Below are 20,950 nucleotides of genomic sequence, written 5' to 3' on the forward strand. Positions count from 1 at the left end.
TCAGTTGTCCTTCGAACGCAGCAGTCGGAACTGCACCGCCGACAGCGCCGCGATGAACGCGAACAGCACGTAGGCGGCAGCGGATGCCAGCGAGTAGTCGCCGTAGCCGAACTGGCTGTAGACGTAGTAGCTGATGGTGAGCGTCGAATTCAGCGGGCCGCCCTGCGTCATGACGAAGGGCTCTTCGAACACCTGCAGGAAGCCGACCGACAGGAGCACGGCGCCCAGGAGGAGCGTCGGCCGCATGAGCGGCAGCGTCATGCCCGTGAACCGGCGCCAGGCTCCGGCGCCGTCGACCTCGGCGGCTTCGTAGACGTCGCGCGGGATCGCCTGGAGGCCGGCGAGGAAGATGATCATGAGCGTGCCCATGTTGCGCCAGGCGCCCATCACGATGATCGACGGCATGGCCCAGAAGGGGTCGTTGAGCCAGTCGGGGCCGTTGATGCCGACCCACGACAGCACGGTGTTCATGAGCCCGGTGTCCTGCAGGATGAACCGCCACACGACCGCCACCGCGACGATCGAGGTCACGACGGGGGTGTAGAAGCCCACGCGGAAGACGCCGCGGAACCGCTCGATGCCGGAGTTCAGGGCGACGGCCAGCAGCAGTCCGAGCGCCATCGTCAGGGGGATGCCGACGAGCACGAAGTAGAACGTGTTGACGATCGATTTGACGAACAGCTCGTCCTGGAACAGCGCGACGAAGTTGTCGAACGCGATGAAGTTGACGGCGAACGGCGAACGGAGGTCTTTCACGCCGAGGTCGGTGAACGACATCGCGAACGATCCGATCACCGGCCCCAGCATGAAGACCGCGAAGATCACGAGGAACGGCAGGGCGAACAGCCACGCGACGAGCGCCGTGCGGCGACGCTGGCCCGCCATCCCTCCGCGGAGGGGCGCCGCCGTGCGGGGCGCCCCTCCCGTCGCGGTGAGCGACATGGTGGTTTACCAGCCCGTCCCGAGCGACTCGGCCTTCGCCTCGATGGCGGTGGCCGCGTCCTCGGCGCTCGACCCGTTGGCGACCTTCTCGGCCTCGGTCTCGATGAACGCCGACATCTCGTCCCAGCTCGGCACCGACGGCGGGGCGACGGTGTTCTGGAGCTGGTCGTTCAGCACGGACACGCGCGGGTCCGACGTGAAGCCCTCGAGCGCCGACGTGACGGCCGGCAGGCCGCTCGTCCGCTCGAACCACGCTTCCTGCGTGTCAGCCTGCGCGAGCCAGCGGATCAGCTTCCACGCGCCGTCGGCGTTCTTGGCATCCGCGAAGACGCCGAGGTGACCGCCGCCCAGGTACGAGTCGTTGTTGGCGGAACCGGCGGGCACGGGAACGGTGGCGACGTTGTCGGCGACCCAGTCGGCATCCTCCATGTCGGCCAGCACCGAGACCATCCACGGTCCGGAGATGAACGCGGGGTTGGAACCGTCGACGAACGACGACGTCTGCGAGTCGCCGTAGCCCGACGTGGGGGCGAGGCCGTCGGTGAAGAACGAGCCGTAGTAGTCGAGGGCGGCCACGAGCGCGTCGTGGTTCCAGGCGTAGCCGTCGCCCGCATCGTTGAGCACCTCGCCGCCGGCCTGCGCGTAGAAGGGCAGGATGACCTGCGTCGAGTCCTCGGCGTCACCCATCGGCAGCTGGATGCCGTACTGCGCACCCTCGCTGCGGAAGCCCTCGGCGAACGAGGTGAACTCGTCCCACGTGGTCGGAGCGGACATGCCCGCCGCCTCGGCGAGGTCGCTGCGGTAGTAGAGCACACGCGTCTCGACGTACCACGGCACGGCGTACGAGACACCCTCGACCTGGGTGGACTCCTCGGCGGTCTCGTTGAGCGTGGCGGCGTCGACGACACCGTCGGGAACCGGTGCGAGGCCGCCGGCGGCAACCATGGACGGCAACAGCGAAGAGCCGATCATGATGGCATCCGGGACCGTGCCTGCCGCCACGGCGGTCTGGTACTTGGTCATGACGTCGGCCCACGGGATCGAGGTCACGGTGACGGTCGCGTCGGGGTTGTCTGCGACGAACGCGTCGGCGAAGTCGCCGAGGTTCTCGCCCTCTTCACCCATCGCCCAGATCGTGATCTCGCCGGTGGCGGGCGAGTCGTCGATCGCCTCGGCCGACGGACCTTCGCCGGTCGGGGTGTCGTCGGTGCGGCCGCAGCCGGAAAGCGCCAGCATCCCGACGACGCCGATCGCGCCGAGCGCGATCATCTTCCGTCCCATCTTCATGGTGTCTCCTCATCGAGTCGTCGAGGGCGTATCGTTGCCCTCGAAACAAACCTAGCAACTGCTTGCTTAGTTTGTTCACCATAGACTGTGACGCAATCGCTCGCAAGGGAGTAGCGAATGACCGACGACGACGTCCGCGCGGCACAGCCCGACGCGGAGACGCCCCCCATCGCCCGCGCCGACCAGCGCCGCGTGCGGGGAGACGTGCGACGCAAACGCATCCTCGGCGCCGCCGTCGACCTCTTCGGCGAGCAGGGCTACCGCGGCACGTCGTTGCGGGAAATCGCCAGGCGAGTCGGCATTTCGGATGCCGGTCTCCTTCACCACTTCGGATCGAAGACGGGCCTGCTGGCGGCGACGATCGCCGAGCGCGACGAGATCGACCGGGTGCGTCGCGAAGAGGCGGAGTCTCACGGCGTCGCTTTCGTCGACACCATGCGCGACCAGGTCGCGCGCAACGCGCACTCCCCCGGGCTCGTGGCCCTCCACGTCGTGCTGTCGGCCGAGGCGACCGACCCCCAGCATCCCGCGCACGCGTCGTTCCGCGACCGCTACCGCAACCTCCGGCATCAGGACGATGTCGCGTTCGCCCGGCTTCAGGAGGAGGGCGAGCTGCGCGCCGACCTCGATCCGCGCCGCATCGGACAGCTCGTGACCGCGATGATGGACGGTCTGCAGCTGCAGTGGCTCCTCGATCCCGACCAGGTCGACATGGTGGGCCTCTTCGAGGACTTCCTGCACCTGCTCGAGATCCCCGCCCCCGTCGAGGGTGCGGATGCGGACGCGGGCGCGGATGCGGATGCGGATGCGGGTGCGGGTGCGGATGCGGATGAAGGTGGCGCAATCGGCGGCTAACCCCGTCGCGGAGCCGCGCGTTGCGCCACCTTCTCGGGCGCGAACCCGCGCATCGCGCCACCTTCGCGGGCGGCCGGCGAAGGTGACGCAATCGGCGGCCACACCCGCCGCGAACCCGCGTGTCGCGCCACTTTCTCGGGCGCGAAGCCGCGCGTTGCGCCACCTTCTCGGCCTCGAACCCGCGCATCGCGCCACCTTCTCGGGCGCGAACCCGCGCATTGCGCCACTCTCGCCGAGGGCGGGCGCGCGGCGAAGGCGCGCGGCGAAGGCGCAGATGCCGGCGAAGGTGACGCAATCGGCGGCCACACCCGCCGCGAACCCGCGTGTCGCGCCACTTTCTCGGGCGCGAAGCCGCGCCTTGCGCCACCTTCGCGGGCGCGAACCCACGCCTTGCGCCACCTCGCCGAGGGCGGGCGCGGGGCGAAGGCGCGCGGCGAAGGCGCGGATGCCGGCGAAGGTGACGCAATCGGCGGCCACACCCGCCGCGAACCCGCGTGTCGCGCCACTTTCGAGGCCGCGAAGCCGCGCGTTGCGCCACCTTCTCGGCCTCGAAAACGGCGACGGTCAGGGACGCCTCACCTTCGTGGCGGACCGTCGACGCCGGGCGTACGGTGAGGCCATGAGCACGACGGATTCGACGCACCCCGGCGAGCCACACCCCGGCGAGCCGCACCCGGCCGAGCCGCACCCCGACTCAAGCCACCCGGCCGAGCCGCACCCCGACTCAAGCCACCCAGCTGAGCCGCACAGCGCGGGCATGGCGCAGCGCCTCAACTGGCTGCGCGCGGGGGTGCTGGGCGCCAACGACGGCATCGTGTCGACCGCGGCGGTCGTCGTCGGTGTGGCCGGCGCGACGGGAGAGACGCTTCCGGTGCTCCTCGCGGGATCGGCGGCCCTCGTCGGTGGCGCGATCTCGATGGCACTCGGCGAGTACGTGTCGGTGTCGAGCCAGCGCGACACCGAACAGGCGCTCATCGAGAAGGAGCGTCGCGAACTGCGCGACGACCCGGATGCCGAGTTCATCGAACTCGTGGGCCTGTACCGCCAGCAGGGGCTCAGCGAGCAGACCGCCACCGCGGTGGCGACCGAGCTCACCGAGAAGGACGCGCTGCGGGCGCACCTGTCGGTGGAGCTGAACATCGACCAGGACGATGTGGTCAGCCCGTGGCATGCGGCCCTGGCATCCGCCGTCGCCTTCACGGTCGGCGCCCTGCTGCCGATGGCGACGATCCTCCTGCTGCCGTCGCCGGCGCGGATCGTCGCCACCTTCATCGCCGTGCTGTTCGCCCTCGCCGTCACCGGCTACGTGGCCGCGTGGATCGGCGGCGCCCGTCGCGCCCGCGCGGTCGTCCGCACGGTCACCGGCGGCGCGATCGCGCTCGGTGCGACGTTCCTCGTGGGTACGCTGTTCGGCACCGGGATCGCATAGCGCCCCGGCATCGCGCGAAGGGGAGTTGTGCCGTGAAGCTGCTGCTGACGTCCGGGGGGATCACCAACGCGAGCATCCGCGCCGAACTGGAACGCCTGCTCGGCAAGCCCATCGAAGAGGCGCACGCGCTGTTCGTTCCGACGGCGCAGTGGGGTCATCCGATGTGCGGTCCGCAGTCGGTGTGGCGCTCGGCATCCGGTCGTTGGCCGGGTCTGACGACCCTCACGGAGCACGGCTGGGCCTCCGTCGGCATCCTGGAGCTCACGGCGCTGCCCTCGATCGGCACGGAGCGCTGGACTCCCTGGGTGCAGGATGCCGATGTGCTCCTCGTCGACGGCGGGGAGGCGGTGTTTCTCGCGCACTGGATGAGGGAGTCCGGCCTCGACACGATGCTCCCCGCGCTCGACCTCGTGTGGGTGGGCGTGAGCGCCGGCAGCATGGTCATGACTCCGCGCATCGGCGACCAGTTCGTGGATTGGCGCTCCGGCGACGACCGCACGCTGGGCCTCGTCGACTTCTCGATCTTCCCCCACCTGGACTATCCCGGGTGGGACGGCAACACGACGGATGCCGCGCACCGCTGGGCCGCGGGCATCGATGGTCCGGCCTACGCGATCGACGACCAGACAGCGATCTCGGTCGACGGCGACGCCGTCACCGTCGTCTCGGAGGGCGCCTGGGAGCGGTTCGACCGCGACGCGGACTGAAACCCCGCCTCGCCCCCTGGCCGCACAGCGACCTCCCGCACCACCCGCTTCCGCGTGAGCGGGCGCGGCGTCACGGCGCGACGATGAGGTACATCGCTGTCAGCGTCGTCAGGACGAGCACGATGCGGTCGAACGCACGCTGACTGAGCCGCCCAGCGATCCGCCAGCCGATCGCCCCGCCCACCAGCACCGCCGGGACGAGCACGAGGTCGACAAGGAGGCTCTGCGGCGTGAGCAGCCCGAGGCTCACCGCGATCGGCACCTTCGACACGTTCACGATCGCGAAGAACCAGGCCGCGGTGCCGAGGAACGCCTTCACGTCGAAGCGTGCGGCGAGGAAGTACATCGCCATCACGGGCCCGCCCGCATTGGCGACCATCGTCGTGAAGCCGCCGAGCGTGCCGTAGCCGACGAGGGCGACCGCGCCGCGACCCGCTGAGGTCGGTGCGGCGCGGCGGCGGAGCCACAGCGTCGTCACGACGAGCGCGAGCAGGATGACACCGATCACGCGACGCACCCCCGTGTCGTCGGCGACGGCGAGGAACACGGCGCCGACGACGATCCCGAGCACGACCGCGGGCGCGAGGCGCAGCAGGGTGGCCCAGTCAGCGTGGCGCCGGTAGAGCGCGAGGGCGAGCACGTCTCCCACGATCAGCAGCACGAGCAGCGTGGCCGTCGAGGTGCGGGCGGGGAGGACGGCAGCGAACACCGCGACGGCGAGAGACCCGGCACCCGGGATCGCCGTCTTCGACAGTCCGACGATCACGGCGCCCGTCGCCAGCAGCGCCCAGGCGAGGACGGAGAGGTCGGGCACCGCTCCATCCTGTCACCGGTGGGCAACGGCATCCCCCGCCCCGTCATGCCGCGACATCCGCGCCATCGGGCGGGGTCGCGGCGGATGGCGGCGACCATCCGCTCGGCGCATCGGACGTCCCGCACGCGCACACCTTCCGGTCCGGCTGTCGAGGGCGGCGCGTATCGTGAGGGGCGCGTGCCGCCGCGCGCAGCGAGAAGGAGTGATCGTGCCGTACCGAGACCCCCGACACGTCGAAGCGTGGGTGGGCGAGTTCCTCCACGCGCTGCCCGGCCTCGCCGGCCGGATCTCGGTGCTGCCGGAGAACTTCGCGGAGGGCAGCGAGTCCAGCGTGGTGGTCGTCTCGCTCGAGGGCGCCTCGACGGTCACGTCGCTCCAACCCGCCATCATCGACGGACGGCCGGTGTGGCAGACGGTGTTCGAGCCGCGCGACCTCCCGATCGCTCTCGACTCAGCGGGCATCACGTCACTCGCGCACGACCTGACCGACCTCGCGACGCTGTGCACGTGGCTTCAGAAGCGCACGGAAGCCTCGCTCTAGGCCTCGCTTTAGGCCTCGCTGGAGGCCCCGCTCTAGCTTCGAGCCGGCTGCAGCCCGTCGGTGATGCGCGCGACGATGAGCCACGCGAGCGGGGCGGCAGCCGCGAGGAGTACGTGGGAGAAGAGCGACACCCCGATCACGGCCGACAGCTGCGGGAGCGTGTCGACGAGGCTCACGAGCTGCGCCGACACGCGTGAGACCGTCGTCCCCACGAGCCACAGCGCCCACCACGCGCCCAGGAGCGCGCCGCTCAGTGCCGCGCGAGAGCTGCGAGCGAGGTCCTTCACGTTCTGGAACGGGAACCACAGGAGCACGACCGGGATGAACCACGAGACGACGTGCCACACGGGTGCGCGCCGGGGCGGGACCCCGGCCGCCGTCGCGAGGTCGGCGGCGCGGTACTGCCACACGAACCAGCAGACAGCCGCCGCAAGGAGGGCGGCAGCTCCCAGGACCGCCACCACGACGGACACGCCGTCGTAGAGGTAGAGGGCCTCGACATCGCCCGTCCCGTTGGCGAACGCGTCGATGCTCACGAGCCCGAAGATCTCGATCCCCGCGGCCGCGAGCGCGAGCGCGCCGGCCGCGGCCACGAGCCAGCGGACGGCCGCCGCGATCCCGCGGACCGGACGAACGAGCACCCCCGGGTGCATCGGCGGCAGAGGTACCCCGCTCGCGGCGATCGGGGGCGTCGCCGGCGGATACCCCGGATGCGGTGCGTAGCCCGCAGGCGGCGCGTAGCCCGGCTGCGGGGTAGCACCGGGGTACGGCGATGCGCCCGGGGACGGTGCGCCCGCGGGGGGAACGGGGGCACCCGCGGGAGGGACGGGCGCGGCGGGAGGGACGGGTGGCAGAGCGTCGCTCATGGCATCCTTCGGGTCGAATCACGGGGGTGACCGAAGGCTAGCAGCAGGCCCCCGTGCCCCATGGTCGTACGACCATCGTCCGATGGCGGCGGCGTGCCCCTCTCCCCGACGCTGGAAGTACCTGCCGGACCCGATCACTTCATCGAAGCCGCCGCGCAGGACAGAATGAGCGAAAGGCCACACCATGAAGAACAAGATCCTGCTGGGTACCGGGGCCCTGATCCTGGTCGCCGCCCCCGCCGCTGTCGGCCTGTGGGGCAACGCGTCGTTCGCGCAGTCGGTGCCGGTGCGCGTTCCGACATCCGTCGTGTTCCCCACCCCGTCGGCGACGCCCGACGACCACGGGGGCGACCGCGACCGTGACGATCGGCACGAGGAAGGCGACGACCGCGACGTGAACGGCACACCGTCGCCGACCCCCTCGCCGCGCGCGTCGGAGGCCGGGGACGACCACGGCGGCGACCGCGACCGCGATCAGCGCACAGAGGACGGCGACGACCGCGACACCCGCGGTGGCTCGGGCTCCAGCTCGGACAATGCGGACGACGACAACAGCGGACGCCACAGCGGAGACGACGACGCGGCCGACGACAACAGCGGACGTCACGGCGGCGATGACGACGCAGACGACGACCGCAGCGGACGTCACGGCGGCGACGACGACGGCGACGACGACAGCCACCACGGCGGCGACGACGACGGCGGAGACGACGACAGCCGCCACGGCGGAGACGATGACTGAGTGACCTCTCGCACCCCCGCCTCCTCGACGCCGAGCGCCACCCCCGCGCCCGGCGTCGATGGCGCGCCCGTGTGGCGCACGCTCGTGACGGCGTCGTCGCCGACGGCATCCCGCGCCGAGTCTCCTCAGGCCCGTCGCACGTTCGTGCGTCTGGGGCTCGGGCTGCTCGCCGTGCTCCTGATCGTGGGGGTGCTGGCGGGGTTCGCCGCGCAGTGGCTCGCGGAGCGTGAGGCGGTGAACGATGCCGCGAACGTGACCGACGTGCTCGCGGATGCCGTCATCCAGCCCTCGCTGACCGATGAGCTCGCCGATGGCGACCCCGCGGCGCTCGCGGCCTTCGACCGGATCGTGCGTCAGCAGGTGTTGAGCGCCGACGTCGTGCGGGTGAAGATCTGGAGCCCCGACGGCGTCGTGATCTACGCGGACGAGCCGCAGCTCGTGGGCCGCACGTTCGAACTCGACGACGCCCAGCGCCTCGCGCTGTCGAGCCCCGCAACGCGTGCGGAGGTGTCCGACCTCTCCGAGGAGGAGAACGAGTTCGAGGCGGGGCCGCGGCTGCTCGAGGTGTATCGCCCGGTGTGGACGCCCGACGGCCGCACGCTCCTGTTCGAGGTGTACCTGCCGTACGAGCCGGTCGCCGCCCGCTCCGCCGATCTGTGGCGAGGTTTCGCGGGCGTCACGACGAGCAGCCTCCTCCTGCTCGCCGCCCTCACCGCACCGATCGTGTGGGGGCTGCTGCGCCGCCTCCGCACCCAGGAGCAGCGCCGGATCGCACTGCTCGAGCACGCGGTCGACGCGTCGGATGCCGAGCGCCGCCGCATCGCCGGGACGCTCCACGACGGCCCCGTGCAGGAACTGGTGGCCACCACGTTCGCCGCGGAGGCCGCGGCCGGCGCCGCCGCCGCTCGCGGCAGCGCCGAGGAGGCCGCCGACCTGAGGCGGATCGCCGGTGCGGTGCGCGGCAACATCCGCGTCCTGCGTTCCCTGCTCGTCGACATCTACCCCGAGAGCCTGCAGACGGGCGGGCTCGCCGGTGCGCTCCACGATCTCGCGGCGACCGCTCACGCGCGCGGGGTCGAGGTGCGCGTGGAGGTCGAGGTGGCGGCGGGCAGGCTCGACGACGCGCAGGAGAGGCTCGTCTACCGCATCGCTCAGGAGGCCCTCCGCAACACCGTCGCCCACGCGGCCCCCTGCACCGCGACGGTGCGCGTCTTCGACGACGACGGGATCACCGTGCTCGAGGTCGGCGACGACGGACGCGGGTTCGAACCGTCGATCCTCGACGAGCCGCCGCGCGAGGGACACTTGGGCACCCGCGTGCTGATCGACCTGGCCGCCCACGAGGGCGCCGCCCTCCGCCTGGCCACCGCTCCCGGCGCGGGCACGACCTGGCGACTGGAACTGCCGAAGCAGGATGCCGGAAGAGAGGATGCCTCGTGATCCGTGCGCTCGTCGTCGATGACCACGCCATGGTCCGCGAGGGCCTCGCCGTCGTCCTCGCCGCCGACGGCGACATCGCCGTCATCGGGACCGCCGCCAACGGCGAGGAAGCTCGGGATCGCGCCGCGGCCGAGCGTCCGGACGTCGTGGTGATGGACCTGTCCATGCCGGTGATGGACGGCATCCGGGCCACGCGCGCCGTGCGCGAGGCGTCCCCCGACACCCGCGTGCTCGTGCTCACGTCGTTCGCCGAACGCGAGAGCGTGCAACGGGCGCTGGAGGCGGGCGCGACGGGCTACCAGCTGAAGGATGCCGAGCCCGATCAACTGCGGGCCGCCGTCCGCGCGGTGCACGCGGGGCACGCCCCCCTCGATCCGCGCGTCGCCGCCGTGCTGCTGCCCTCGGGTCGCGGCGCGGACGTGCTGAGCGAACGCGAGAAGGATGTACTGCGACTCGTCGCGGAAGGACGCGCGAACAAGCAGATCGCGACGGCGCTCGGCATCTCCGAGCGCACCGTCAAGGCGCACCTCGGCAACATCTTCAAGGAGATCGGCGTCTCCGATCGCACGAGCGCCGCGCTGTGGGCGCGCGATCGTCTCGACGACCCGCGTCCCTGACACCATCTCCCGCACCGTGCGCAGATCGTCGGCCCGGATCGACCGATCATGCGGGCGGGACGTGTCGGCGGCGATCGGTCGGGTTGACTGCAACGGCGGCGGCCTCGGCCCGAGCGGCGCCGGACCGTGGAGGAGCAGACCGGATGATCACCCTCGCCAGGAGCCGCTGGCTCGCGTTCGAGCTCGCGCGACCGACGACGGCACAGTTTGTCGTGTTCGTCGTCCTCAACGTCGGGATGACGGTGCTGCAGCTCGTGATGATGCCCGTGCTGAAAGCGATCTTCGGGGCGACGGCACTCGTCGGCATCGACTTCCAGGCGCTCCCCGTGGGCACCGCTCCCGACGGAGCGCCCTTCTTCGTCTTCGACTACGCGGCGGGCGCGCTCCCCGACGGCGGCGGCGGTCTCGCCTACTTCCTCGCCGTGCAGCTCACCCTCGCGATCGCCCAGGTGATCAACTTCTTCGCGCAGCGCACGCTGACGTTCAAGTCGAACTCCGATCCGTGGCGAGCGGCAGCGTGGTACGCCGTCGCGTACGTCGTGATCACCTTCGGCGCCGCCGCGCTGCAGAGCGTCTACAAGGCGCCGATCTACGAGCTCTTCATCACCACCTGGGGCTGGGGCGCGACGGGCGAGGCGGCCGCGGATGTCACCACCATGCTCATCAACGCGGTGATCTCGTGCCTCGTGTTCTTCCCGGTCTTCAAGATCATCTTCCGCCGGGAGCCCGAGCCGGCCCCGGCGTCGGAGCCGACATCGGGATCGCCGTCGCCGCGAACTCTCCAGGAGGCAGGGTCACCGTCGTCGACGCATCCCGCGCCGTGACGGTGAGCGTCTGCGCGCGACGGTCGAGGTTCGCGCACAGCACTGTCAGCGCGCCGTCCCGCAGCGAGCCGACGGCCCAGCGCAGGCCGTCGGGGCTGTCGCCCCACCAGAGCTCGCCACCCGTCGCGGCGGCGAGTGCGCGGACGGCATCCGCGACGGGGAGCGGACGGCCGTCGGCCGCGTGGATGCCGCGCGGCCCCCATTCCTCGAACCACGCGAGCGAGGCCACCCCGGGCACGGCGAGCGCCGCGGCACTGGCGATCGTCCAGGCGGCCAGTTCCGGCGCGGCCTGACGCTCATCGGCGAGACCGGTGAACTCGGCCCCGTAGCCGCCGGACAGGTCGGCGCGCACGGGACCGGGCTGCGCTCCGGCGGCGACGTTGTTGAAGCGCGGGCGCAGCGTCACGGGACCGACGTGCACGGGAGCGCCCTGCGCCTGCGCGACGGTCTGCCGGGCGACGATCCGCTGCATCGCGACGGACTCGACGAGCTGCTCGGTACCGGTCGCGTGGAACAGGGGCGTCACCGTCACGGCGATGCCGTCGAGGCCCGCCGCCAGCCGGTGGCGCTCCCGGTTGAGCTCCGTGAAGTGCGACCGGGCCCCGCCGATCACCGGTGAGTCGCAGCCGGCGGCGGCGAGCGCGTCGCGCAGGATGCCGGTGACCTCGGCATCCGAGACGTGGGGCGCGTCACCGTCGCGAGCGAACGCGCCGATCCGCAGCACGGGGAGCTCGCGCAGCGCCGCGACCGCGTCGTGCACGGCGGCGATGTCGGCGGGGTCGAGGACGAGGCGGACGTCGAGGGGCCGACCCGTCGATCCCGCGCGGGCGAGCGCGGCGCGCCACGCGGGGGATGCCACGTCGAGCTCGACGAGCACGCCCGCACCGAGGGGGTCGATCTCGGGGGCCGGATCGGGAGCGGTCGCGGCACCGACGAGGATCTGCGGGAATGCGCCGCCGGGCCGAAGGTCGATGACGTCCGTCGCGCGGGCCGGGCGGGAGATGTCGCGGCGCGCCGAGGCTGTTTCGGCGGCACCCTCGGTCGCCGGCGCGACCTCGAGGGTGATCTTCTGACGCACACGCTCCCCGGCATCCAGGTGATACGGGAACGGGAGCGACAGCGGTCGGCTGTACGTCTTGAACGACGCGTCGGTCCAGTTGCGCTGGTCCTCCATCTCGAACACGTCCCCCGCGAAGCGCACCGTCGCGCGCATGCCGCCGGTCGTCCACGAGAGCGACGCGATGTCCATCACGGGCTGGTGCGGACTGATGTCCGCGGGGAACGCCGTGCGCTCCGACCCGCCCCCGGCGTGGTCGACGTCGAGCGGTGAACCGGCGAGGCCCGGCGGGTGCAGGAGCACGAGTCCCGTGCGGTTCGTCGCGAACGGCGCGGCGGTGTGCAGGTCGAGCGCGACCACGAGCGTCGACGCCGATGCGCGCACCCCGACGCTCCCCGAGAACGAGGAGCCGAGACCTGCGGAGTGGACGGCGAGCGTGAGCGTCGCATCCGACTCCTCCACGCCGTCCACGACGAGCGAAGCGGTGTCCCACTCGCGGTCGCGGACAACGGCCCGGATGCCGCGCAGCACGAGGTGTCCGTCGAACGCGATGTCGGCGAGCTCGTCGCCCCGCAGCGAGAGCGACCAGGGGCCGCTCCGCCACACCCGCGACGCCGCGTACCAGGTCATGTCAGATCGTCGTCATTCCGCCGTCGACCTGGAACAGTGCCCCCGTCGCGAAGGCGCCGTCGTCGGACGCGAGGAAGACCATCGCCCCGGCGATGTCGTCGGGGGTGCCGGCCCGCCCGAGCGGGATGCGGCCGATGATCGCGGCGCGCGCCTCCGGGTCGCTCGTGATGGTCGTGACCAGTGACGTCTCGGTGTAGGCGGGCACGACCGTGTTGACGCGGATGTTGCGATCGGCGTAGGCGGCGGCCACGGTGCGGGCGAGGCCGTGCATGCCCGCCTTCGACGAGCTGTACGCCGTGAAGTCCCTGCCCTCGCCGTTGAGGCCCGTCGGGCTCCCCGTGAGGATGATCGATCCGCCACCGGCGTCGAGCATCGCGCGGACGGCGTGCTTGACGGTGAGGAACGCACCCGTCAGGTTCACGTCGATGGTCCGCTGCCAGACGGCGAGGTCGAGGTCGGCGACGGCCGCATCCTGCCCGAACAGCTGCACCCCCGCGTTGGCGACGACGACGCCGGGCGACCATCCGTCCGCGGCGAGCGCGGCGAAGGCGGCCGCGACGCTCGCCTCGTCGGAGACGTCCATCGTGACAGCGCGGGCGGCGGCGCCGATCTCGGCCGCTGCGGCGGCTGCGGCATCCCCGTCGCGGTCGGCGATGACCACGCGCGCACCCTCCCGGGCGAAGCGCTCCGCGACGGCGCGGCCGATGCCGGTGGCCGAGCCGGTGATGAGTGCGGTCTTGCTGTGGAGTCTCGTCATCGTGGTCTCCTAGCGCGTGATGTGGTCGAGGTGGAGCATCCGCGCGAGGTTCTTGTCGAGCTCGTCGTCGCGGAAGATCTTCTTCCAGTCGTCCTTGATGATGCTCTCGCGACCGTAGTCCATTGCGATGAGGCACGCGTCGCTGAAGGGATTGTCGCCGCGCAGGCCGTTGGCGAGCGCCACCTGCGTGTGCCCGTAGAGGATGCTGCGGGCCGCGGCCTCCGGCACGCCCATCGTGTGGATCGCCTCGTGGAGCGCCTCGTTCAGCAGCGACCCGATCATGCAGGCGATCGTCTCCACGAGCGTCGGCTCGAGCTGCGCGAGCTGCTTGACCGTCACCCAGTGCACGTCGATCACGGGCGCGTAGATCGCGCGGACGGTCTCCTCGACGATGCGCCGCTTCTCGGGGTCGTCGGACTCGACGGCGGCGATGGCATCCTGCGGTGCGGCGATCCCGCCGAACGTGTCGGCCCACTCCTCCTTCGTCGTGCGCTCGAGGAACACCGACGGGTGACACGGGTGCGCCACGGCCTGCACGACGTCGTCGCGGGTCGTCAGCAGACCTGCGTAGGCGGCGGCGGGATCGAGGGTGAGCACGATCGCGCCGGGCTTCAGCTGCGGCACGAGGTCGGCGGAGACGGGACCGAGCGCGAGGTCGGGCACGGCGAGCACGACGATGTCGGCGTCGGCGACGGCGGCCGCCGCATCGGTGAGGCTGCGGCCGGCATCGATCGTGCGCTGCTGCCCGGCGGGCGAGTTCTCGACGTAGTGGACGGTGTGTTCGGTGCGGACGAGATTGTCGGACACGCGCATGCCCATCTTCCCGCCGGCACCGATCACGGCGATCGTGTGGGTCATTGACTGCTCCTCAGGTGTTCCAGGGTGATGCGGGTCCATTCCCGCTCGGTACGGACGGTGGTCTCGGCATCCCCCTGCCAGGGGAGCCAGTGCTCGACGACCTCGTTGATGCCACGCTCGGCGGGACGCACGGTCTCTCGCAGGTGGGCGTAGTCGTGGAGCCCGGCGCCCAGGGGGGCGCCCGAGTAGGTGAAGCCGACCCAGCCGGGCTGGCGCGCGAAGGCGAAGTCCTTCACGTGGACGGCGACGACGACGTCGGCGGCGGTCTCGACGCAGGTGCGCGGGTGCTCGAGCCGCGCGACGACGTTCGCCGGGTCGAGGCAGATCCCGAGGCGGGGGCTGTCGACCTCACGCACGAGGGCCGCGAGGTCGGCGGTGGCGACCTGCTCGTAGGTCTCGAGGGCGAGGGTCACTCCGGCGGCCTCGAACGAGGGCAGGATGCCACGCAGCGCCGCGATCGTATGGGCGCGCGCACCCGCGGCGCTTGCGTGACCCGGGACACGCGCGCCGCCCGCCCCGAGCATGGTGCGGACGAGACGCGCGTCGAACGTCTCGGCGAGAGCCAGGTACCGGCCGAGGTGCTCCCCGGAGATCCCCTTCGTGCCGAGCTCGATCGAGAGGCCCAGGTCGCGGGCTGCGCGCGCGGCGTCGGCGACGTCCCGATCGGACATGCGGTCGAGCGGTGCGAAGTCGCAGATCTGGAACAGTTCGAGCCCCAGCTCGCGCGTGCGCTCGAAGGCTCCGACGAGGGACAGCGGTTCGGCGACGCGGTCGGAGTGCTCCCAGAAGAACGCGTAGCTGCCGAGCCCGATCACGACGACACCCGGGCGGCTGCGCCGGCGGGCGGGGCAAGGGATGCCGCGGCGAGCACTGCCGCCTCGTCGAGCACGGCGGCCAGAGCGGCGGGATCGTGCGCGAACCGGCCGAGGAAGAGCCCGTCGACCGCGTCGCCGAGAGCGGTGAGCAGGCCGGGGCCCGCGGAGCCCCCGTAGATGACCTGCGATCCGTGACGATCGGGGTCGGCGTCGAGGGCGGCGCGCAGCGCGCGGGTCACCGCGGCGATGTGGGCGACGGGAGCCGGCTCCGGCGCGCCGATCGCCCACACCGGCTCGTAGGCCACGACGACGCGTCCGGCCGGGGCACCGGCGAGATCGAGGGCGAGCTGGGAGACCGTCGCCGCCGCCGCGGCCTCGGCATCCTGTCGCTCCGCCTCTCCCACGCACAGCACGGGCGTCACGCCGTGCCGCAACGCGGCGGCCGCCTTCGCGGCGGTGATCTCGTCGGACTCTCCGAAGAGGCGCCGACGTTCGGCGTGACCGATCTCGGCATACGCGATGCCCGACTCGGCGACCTCGGCGGCGGTGATCTCCCCCGTGTAGGCACCCGTGTCGAACGCCGACACGTCCTGCACGCCCAGCCGCGCGCGGGTGCCCCGGAGGCAGCCGCGGGCGTCGTCGATCTGCAGGTAGGTGGGGATCACGAACACCTCCACGGCGCCGCTGCGCACGGCGGCGTGCGCACGCAGCACGTCGGCGACCTGCGCGAACCAGACGCGAGCCGCGCGGCGCCCGAAGTACGCCTTGAGGCTCACCCCCACGACGGCCGCGGCCATCAGCAGGAACCCGTGGTCTCGTACTCGTCGATCACGGCGACTTTCGAGGCCGACGGCGAGGCGGGGTCGAACCGGTAGGTGAGCCACTCCCGCACGAGGCGGCGGGCGAGCTCGATCCCGACGACACGCTGACCCATCGTGAGCACCTGCGCGTCGTTGGAGAGCACGCCGCGCTCCACGGAGAAGGAGTCGTGGGCCGTGACGGCACGGATGCCGGCCACCTTGTTCGCCGCGATCGCCACCCCGAGCCCAGTGCCGCAGATGAGAAGCGCCCGGTCGGCCTCGCCGCGCGCGACGCGCTCCGCCGCCTCGATCGCGACCTTCGGGTAGGGGGCGTGACCCTCGGCGTCGACACCGACGTCGACGAGCGAGACGACGCCGTCGTGGGCGGCCAAGTCGCGCTTGAGGATCTCCTTGTACTCGAATCCGGCGTCGTCGCTACCGATGACGATGCGCAGGGGCTCGGTGGTGTGCAGGGGCTCGGTGGTGCGCAGGGAATCCGTGGTGTGGGGCTCAGTCATGCCCGTTCCTCTCCTGGGCGTCGGCGAGCACCTCGCCGACGGCGGTCACGATGAGGGCGAGCGAGTGCGCCCCCGCGTCGACGGTGCCGACGCTGTTCTGTCCGTGGGTGCGGGCCCGGCCCATGCGGGGCATCAGGTCCGCGGTCGCGGCAGCAGCCGCGGTGGCCGTGGCCGCCGCCGCCCGCCACGCGTCGACGAGGCCCGCTCCGGCATCCGCGGCGCGCGTGAGTTCGGCCGAGAACGGCACGAGCGCGTCGACGAGAGTCTTGTCGCCCACCTCCGCCTTGCCGTACTGCCGCACGCCCCGCGCGCCGGCGGCGACGCCCGCGGCCACGCGCGTCGCGTCGGGACGCCCGGCGTCGCCGAGAGCGCCGGCGAGCGCCGACAACATGACTCCCCACAGAGCGCCCGAGGTGCCGCCGGCCCGGTCGCTCCAGGCGTCCGCCGCGCGCTGCAGCACCGTGGCCACTCCGGCTCCGGCCAACGCGGCGGAGGCGGCGGCGGCCTGCGCGGCGTGCGAGCCCCGCTGCATCCCGATGCCGTGGTCTCCGTCGCCCGCGACCGCGTCGATGCGGCCGAGCTCGTCCGCGTGCGCATCGATGGTGCCCGCGATGACCGTCAGCGCCGCACGCACGATGTCGGCCGCCGCGACGGAGGCCGGGTCGCCGGGGGTGACCGGCTGCGCCGTTGCGGCATCCGGGACCGCGGGGGCGGAGCCGCTGTCGGCGGGCTCGATGCGGATGGTCGTGGGAGCGGCGCCGCGGCGGTACGCGGGCGTATCGACGGGCGTCTCCCACAGCTGCGCGAGTTCGTCGTCGAGCCAGAACAGCGTGAGAGACGCACCGGCCATGTCGAAGCTCGTGCAGTAGTCGCCGACGTGAGGGTCGACGATCTCGATCCCCGCATCGGCGAGCAGCGTCGCGCACCGCCGGTAGACGACGAACAGCTCCTCGGCCGTGAGCGAGCCGAGTCCGTTGAGCAGCGGCACGACGCGGCCGTCGGCGCCGTCCGGACGCTCCTGCAGCAGCCGACCGACCAGGAGTTCCGCGAGGCCGTCGGCGGTGGGGATGCCGGTCTCGTCGATCCCCGGTTCGCCGTGGATGCCGAGGCCCACCGCCATCCGCCCCTGCGGCACCGTGAACAGCGGAGCGTCGGCGCCCGGGAGGGTGCAGCCGCCGAACGCGACGCCGAACGACCGCGTGCGCTCGTTCGCGAGCCGCGCCACCCGGGCGACGCCGGCGAGGTCGTACCCCTCGGCGGCGGCCGCGGCGGCGGCGCGGAAGACGGTGAGGTCGCCCGCGATACCGCGACGTCGATCGCGTTCGTCGGGCGGAGCGCTGGCGATGTCGTCGGTGACGATCACGGTCTCGCACGGGATGCCGTCGGCCCGCAGCCGCTCCTGCGCCGCATCGAAGTTGAGGACGTCGCCGGCGTAGTTGCCGTACGTGAGGAGGATGCCACCACCCGTGTGGGCGGCGGTGGCGACGGCCTGCACCTGCTGCGTCGAGGGCGAGGCGAAGAGGTTGCCCATCGCCGCGCCGTGCGCGAGGCCGGGACCCACGAGACCCCCGAAGGCCGGATAGTGCCCGGAGCCGCCGCCGACGATGACGGCGACCTGCCCCTCGGGGACGGCGGTGCTGCGCACGACGCCGCCCGTGACGCGGCGGACATACCGTCCGTTCGCGGCGACGAAGCCGTCGATCATCTCGTCGGCGAAGTCTGCCGGGTCGTTCCACAGACGCGTCATTGCGGACTGCTCCTCGATACAGGTCTGTCGGGGTGCACGGCGACTGCCGCACGCACACTTTCGCACAACCGGTTGACCAATTGCAAGCGCGGCATCACACGGGGAGGCCGCCGCTCGCCTAGGGTGGGGCCGTGCCCGCTTACCCCGCCGACAGCTCCGCCGACATCGTCGCGGCGCTCGGCGCGCTCCCCTCGGGCACCCCCGTCTCCGAAGTCGCGCGACGCCTGATGGACCTCTTCACGAGCGGCGCGATCGAGCCCGGCACGCGGCTCCCCCCGGAACGCCAGCTGGCCGCCACGCTCGAAGTCGGCCGATCGGCCGTGCGCGAGGCGCTCGCAGCGCTCGAGATCCTCGGCATCGTCGACGTCCGCGCCGGATCGGGCACCTACTTGCGCGGCACCGCGAGCGACTTGCTGCCGCAGACGCTCCGATGGGGCCTGCTCATCGGACGTCGCAGCACCTCCGACCTGCTCGACGTGAGATCGGGCCTCGAGATCTACGCCGCGCGGCTCGCCGCCCGTCGGGCCGACGCGCGGCACGTCGCGCGCATGGCGACCTCCCTCGACCGGATGCGCTCCGCCGAGACCGAGCTCGCCACGTTCGCTCGCGCCGACGCCGACTTCCACAACGCGCTCACCGAAGCCGCCGGAAACGACGCTCTCGTCGACCTCCTCCACGTCGTGCGCTCGCTCCTCCAGGTGTACGCCGACCGCGCCGTGCACGACACCGACGCGGCGCGCCTCGCCATCGCCGAACACGACGCGGTCTTCCGCGCCGTCGAACGCGGCGATGAGGACGACGCGGCGTCGGCGATGGCCGTTCACATGGCCACCGCGTCGACGCGGCTGTCCGACGCCTCCGGTCGTTGAGCGACCGCAGCGAGACGAAACGACGCACCCGCCCGGATCGACGTTTCGTCTCGTCGCTGCGCTCCTTGCTCAACGACCGAACCCTGCGTCACCCCCGGTCGTTGAGCGAGCGCAGCGAGACGAAACGCCGCACCTGCCCGGATCGACGTTTCGTCTCGTCGCTGCGCTCCTCGCTCAACGACCGAACCACACCGTCACCCCCGGTCGTTGAGCGAGCGCAGCGAGACGAAACGCCGCACCCGCCCGGATCGACGTTTCGTCTCGTCGCTGCGCTCCTCGCTCAACGACCGAACCCGCGCCCGTCACCCCCGGTCGTTGAGCGAGCGCAGCGAGACGAAACGACGCCCCCTCCTCCACAGCCTCGGCGTGTCGGAAGTTGTCCACAGGAAGCACGCTTGATCTGGGTTTTGTCGACCTGAATGTCGGTGCCCCCGAGAAGAATCGGAGCATGACAGGAACCACGCCGACCGCATGGCAACAGCGCATCGACACGCTGCTCCACGCCCTCGCCGACGCCCGCCGCGACGCCGCCGCAGCGCAAGCCCGTGAGGTCGCGCTGCTGGCCGAGGCAGTCGAGATCGCCCAGGCGATGGCCCAGGATGCCGGTGGCCCGACGTCCGTGGCGGACATCCCGATGCGGTCTCTTGCGGCACAGATCGGGGCCGCCGCGCGCGTGTCGGACAGGACGGTGCAGAAGCACATGTCGGATGCCGTCGTGCTCGTGGAGCGGTTCCCGGCGACGTTTGCGACGTGGGCGGCCGGCGACATCTCTCGCGGGCACGTGCGGGTGGTGGTGGATGCTGGGGTTGGGATTGACGACAATGCCGCGCGGGCCGTGTTCGAGGACGCGGCCCTGGAGGTGGCGCGGCGGGAGACGCCGGGACGGCTGAAGCCCGCCGCACGGCTGTTAGCCACGCGGTTGCACCTGGTTCCCCTGCAGGAACGTCACACGGCTGCCGCTACCAAGCGGGAGGTGTGGGTGCGTGACCTCGACGACGGGATGGCGGAACTCATCGCGATCCTCCCGGCGGCGATCGCCCACGGCATCCGCGACCGCCTCGACCAATACGCGAGGCGCGTCATTGATGCGCGAGACACCACAGACACCCGTCCCACCGACGCGCGCCGGATCAGCGAGGTGCGGGCCGATGTGTTCGCCGACCTCCTCCTCACCGGACACGCGTCACCCGACGTCTCAAACGACGCGATCCCCGCGGACGAGGCGATCATCGCCCGCGTGCAGGTCACCGTCCCCGCCCTCACCGCGGTCGGGGCGGACGACACCCCCGCCGAACTCATCGGCAAAGGCCCCATCGACACCGCCACCGCCCTCCGCCTCGCCGGAACCGCCACAGGGTGGGACCGGGTACTCACCCACCCCGTCACCGGAACCGTCCTCGCCATCGACCGATACCGGCCCAGCGACCACCTCAAACGCACCCTCCGGGTGAGAGATGAGCACTGCCGGTTCCCCGGCTGCCGCATCCCCACCTACCGGTCCGACATCGACCACACCACCGCCCGCGAACACGACGGACCCACCGAACTCACCAACCTCGCCCACCTCTGCCGCCGCCACCACACCCTCAAACACCACTCAGCGTGGCGGGTCAGGCAGACACCCGACGGCATCCTCCACTGGACCAGCCCCACCGGACGCCACTACCCCGAGCACCCCGCCCGCACCCTCGTGTTCACCACGGAACAGGCGGGAGCCGACATCCAGACTGGCGCCGTCAGTGAATCCGCGACGGCGAGCGATCCACCGCCATCCTGATCTCAGCCTGATCTCGAAGGGTCTCGTCACGCCGGGGCGCGTGTCGCGCACGTCAGCG

At 71.9% G+C, this 20,950-nt stretch carries 21 protein-coding genes; 10 read left to right on the plus strand and 11 right to left on the minus strand.

Annotation, left to right across the window (positions count from 1 at the left end; genetic code table 11):
• Positions 1–942, minus strand: a complete 942-nt coding sequence (locus tag ACSQ18_RS13165) for a carbohydrate ABC transporter permease (protein WP_436037865.1) — start codon at positions 940–942, stop codon at positions 1–3.
• Positions 943–948: 6 nt separating this feature from the next.
• Positions 949–2,229, minus strand: coding sequence for an extracellular solute-binding protein (locus ACSQ18_RS13170; protein ID WP_436037867.1), 1,281 nt, complete (start codon positions 2,227–2,229; stop codon positions 949–951).
• A gap of 117 nt (positions 2,230–2,346) precedes the next feature.
• On the opposite strand from ACSQ18_RS13170, the gene ACSQ18_RS13175 reads away from it, so the two are divergent.
• The 3 genes from ACSQ18_RS13175 to ACSQ18_RS13185 all read left to right on the plus strand — a co-directional run bounded on the left by ACSQ18_RS13175 (position 2,347) and on the right by ACSQ18_RS13185 (position 5,220).
• The gene (locus ACSQ18_RS13175; protein WP_436037868.1) at positions 2,347–3,084 is read left to right on the plus strand and encodes a TetR/AcrR family transcriptional regulator; all 738 of its coding nucleotides are present in this window, start codon (positions 2,347–2,349) and stop codon (positions 3,082–3,084) included.
• A 757-nt stretch (positions 3,085–3,841) separates the two neighbouring features.
• On the plus strand, positions 3,842–4,513 hold the full coding sequence (locus ACSQ18_RS13180) for a VIT1/CCC1 transporter family protein (RefSeq protein WP_436037869.1): 672 nt from the start codon (positions 3,842–3,844) through the stop codon (positions 4,511–4,513).
• Between the two features lie 32 nt (positions 4,514–4,545).
• Positions 4,546–5,220 (plus strand): Type 1 glutamine amidotransferase-like domain-containing protein, encoded by a 675-nt coding sequence (locus tag ACSQ18_RS13185; RefSeq protein ID WP_436037871.1) that lies wholly within the window; start codon positions 4,546–4,548, stop codon positions 5,218–5,220.
• 70 nt (positions 5,221–5,290) lie between these two features.
• On the opposite strand, the gene ACSQ18_RS13190 is transcribed toward ACSQ18_RS13185, so the two are convergent.
• Complete coding sequence (locus ACSQ18_RS13190) at positions 5,291–6,034, minus strand: sulfite exporter TauE/SafE family protein (protein WP_436037872.1); 744 nt, start codon at positions 6,032–6,034, stop codon at positions 5,291–5,293.
• A 208-nt stretch (positions 6,035–6,242) separates the two neighbouring features.
• Between ACSQ18_RS13190 and ACSQ18_RS13195 the strand changes: the two genes are divergently transcribed.
• Positions 6,243–6,575, plus strand: coding sequence for a protein-L-isoaspartate carboxylmethyltransferase (locus ACSQ18_RS13195; protein WP_436037873.1), 333 nt, complete (start codon positions 6,243–6,245; stop codon positions 6,573–6,575).
• Between the two features lie 32 nt (positions 6,576–6,607).
• On the opposite strand, the gene ACSQ18_RS13200 is transcribed toward ACSQ18_RS13195, so the two are convergent.
• Positions 6,608–7,216 carry a DUF4328 domain-containing protein gene (locus ACSQ18_RS13200; protein ID WP_436037874.1) on the minus strand — a complete coding sequence of 203 codons (609 nt, stop codon included), beginning with the start codon at positions 7,214–7,216 and terminating at the stop codon, positions 6,608–6,610.
• A 409-nt stretch (positions 7,217–7,625) separates the two neighbouring features.
• Here ACSQ18_RS13200 and ACSQ18_RS13205 point away from each other — a divergent pair, with 409 nt between their 5' ends.
• The 4 genes from ACSQ18_RS13205 (at position 7,626) to ACSQ18_RS13220 (ending at position 11,064) form a co-directional block, all read left to right on the plus strand.
• On the plus strand, positions 7,626–8,183 hold the full coding sequence (locus tag ACSQ18_RS13205) for a hypothetical protein (protein ID WP_436037875.1): 558 nt from the start codon (positions 7,626–7,628) through the stop codon (positions 8,181–8,183).
• Positions 8,184–9,623, plus strand: a complete 1,440-nt coding sequence (locus ACSQ18_RS13210) for a sensor histidine kinase (protein ID WP_436037876.1) — start codon at positions 8,184–8,186, stop codon at positions 9,621–9,623. It begins immediately after the preceding gene.
• The gene (locus ACSQ18_RS13215) at positions 9,620–10,240 is read left to right on the plus strand and encodes a response regulator (protein ID WP_436037877.1); all 621 of its coding nucleotides are present in this window, start codon (positions 9,620–9,622) and stop codon (positions 10,238–10,240) included. Before ACSQ18_RS13210 ends, ACSQ18_RS13215 begins: the two co-directional genes overlap by 4 nt.
• A 143-nt stretch (positions 10,241–10,383) precedes the next feature.
• The gene (locus ACSQ18_RS13220; protein WP_436037878.1) at positions 10,384–11,064 is read left to right on the plus strand and encodes a hypothetical protein; all 681 of its coding nucleotides are present in this window, start codon (positions 10,384–10,386) and stop codon (positions 11,062–11,064) included.
• Here the strand turns inward: ACSQ18_RS13220 and ACSQ18_RS13225 are convergent.
• Genes ACSQ18_RS13225 through ACSQ18_RS13255 form a run of 7 tightly spaced genes read right to left on the minus strand, consistent with a single transcriptional unit; the run spans position 10,949 to position 18,246 of the window.
• Positions 10,949–12,751 (minus strand): hypothetical protein, encoded by a 1,803-nt coding sequence (locus tag ACSQ18_RS13225; RefSeq protein ID WP_436037879.1) that lies wholly within the window; start codon positions 12,749–12,751, stop codon positions 10,949–10,951. The genes ACSQ18_RS13220 and ACSQ18_RS13225 overlap by 116 nt on opposite strands.
• A 1-nt stretch (position 12,752) precedes the next feature.
• Entirely contained in the window at positions 12,753–13,508 is a 756-nt protein-coding gene (locus ACSQ18_RS13230) for an SDR family NAD(P)-dependent oxidoreductase (protein WP_436037880.1), read from the minus strand.
• 9 nt (positions 13,509–13,517) lie between these two features.
• Complete coding sequence (locus ACSQ18_RS13235) at positions 13,518–14,366, minus strand: phosphogluconate dehydrogenase C-terminal domain-containing protein (RefSeq protein WP_436037881.1); 849 nt, start codon at positions 14,364–14,366, stop codon at positions 13,518–13,520.
• Positions 14,363–15,181: a TIM barrel protein gene (locus ACSQ18_RS13240; RefSeq protein ID WP_436037882.1), complete on the minus strand. Its 819-nt coding sequence runs from the start codon at positions 15,179–15,181 to the stop codon at positions 14,363–14,365. The genes ACSQ18_RS13235 and ACSQ18_RS13240 overlap by 4 nt, the downstream gene beginning before the upstream one ends.
• On the minus strand, positions 15,178–15,978 hold the full coding sequence (locus ACSQ18_RS13245) for a triose-phosphate isomerase family protein (protein ID WP_436037883.1): 801 nt from the start codon (positions 15,976–15,978) through the stop codon (positions 15,178–15,180). Before ACSQ18_RS13245 ends, ACSQ18_RS13240 begins: the two co-directional genes overlap by 4 nt.
• Positions 15,978–16,499 (minus strand): ribose-5-phosphate isomerase, encoded by a 522-nt coding sequence (locus ACSQ18_RS13250; protein ID WP_436037885.1) that lies wholly within the window; start codon positions 16,497–16,499, stop codon positions 15,978–15,980. The genes ACSQ18_RS13245 and ACSQ18_RS13250 overlap by 1 nt, the downstream gene beginning before the upstream one ends.
• Entirely contained in the window at positions 16,492–18,246 is a 1,755-nt protein-coding gene (locus tag ACSQ18_RS13255) for a dihydroxyacetone kinase family protein (RefSeq protein WP_436037887.1), read from the minus strand. Before ACSQ18_RS13255 ends, ACSQ18_RS13250 begins: the two co-directional genes overlap by 8 nt.
• A gap of 131 nt (positions 18,247–18,377) precedes the next feature.
• Here ACSQ18_RS13255 and ACSQ18_RS13260 point away from each other — a divergent pair, with 131 nt between their 5' ends.
• Both ACSQ18_RS13260 and ACSQ18_RS13265 read left to right on the plus strand, forming a co-directional pair.
• Entirely contained in the window at positions 18,378–19,115 is a 738-nt protein-coding gene (locus tag ACSQ18_RS13260) for a FadR/GntR family transcriptional regulator (protein ID WP_436037889.1), read from the plus strand.
• A 448-nt stretch (positions 19,116–19,563) separates the two neighbouring features.
• Positions 19,564–20,892 carry a DUF222 domain-containing protein gene (locus ACSQ18_RS13265; protein ID WP_436037890.1) on the plus strand — a complete coding sequence of 443 codons (1,329 nt, stop codon included), beginning with the start codon at positions 19,564–19,566 and terminating at the stop codon, positions 20,890–20,892.
• Positions 20,893–20,950 lie beyond the last annotated feature (58 nt).

The sequence above is a fragment of the Microbacterium sp. LjRoot45 genome, assembly GCF_964253325.1.
Taxonomy (GTDB): domain Bacteria; phylum Actinomycetota; class Actinomycetes; order Actinomycetales; family Microbacteriaceae; genus Microbacterium.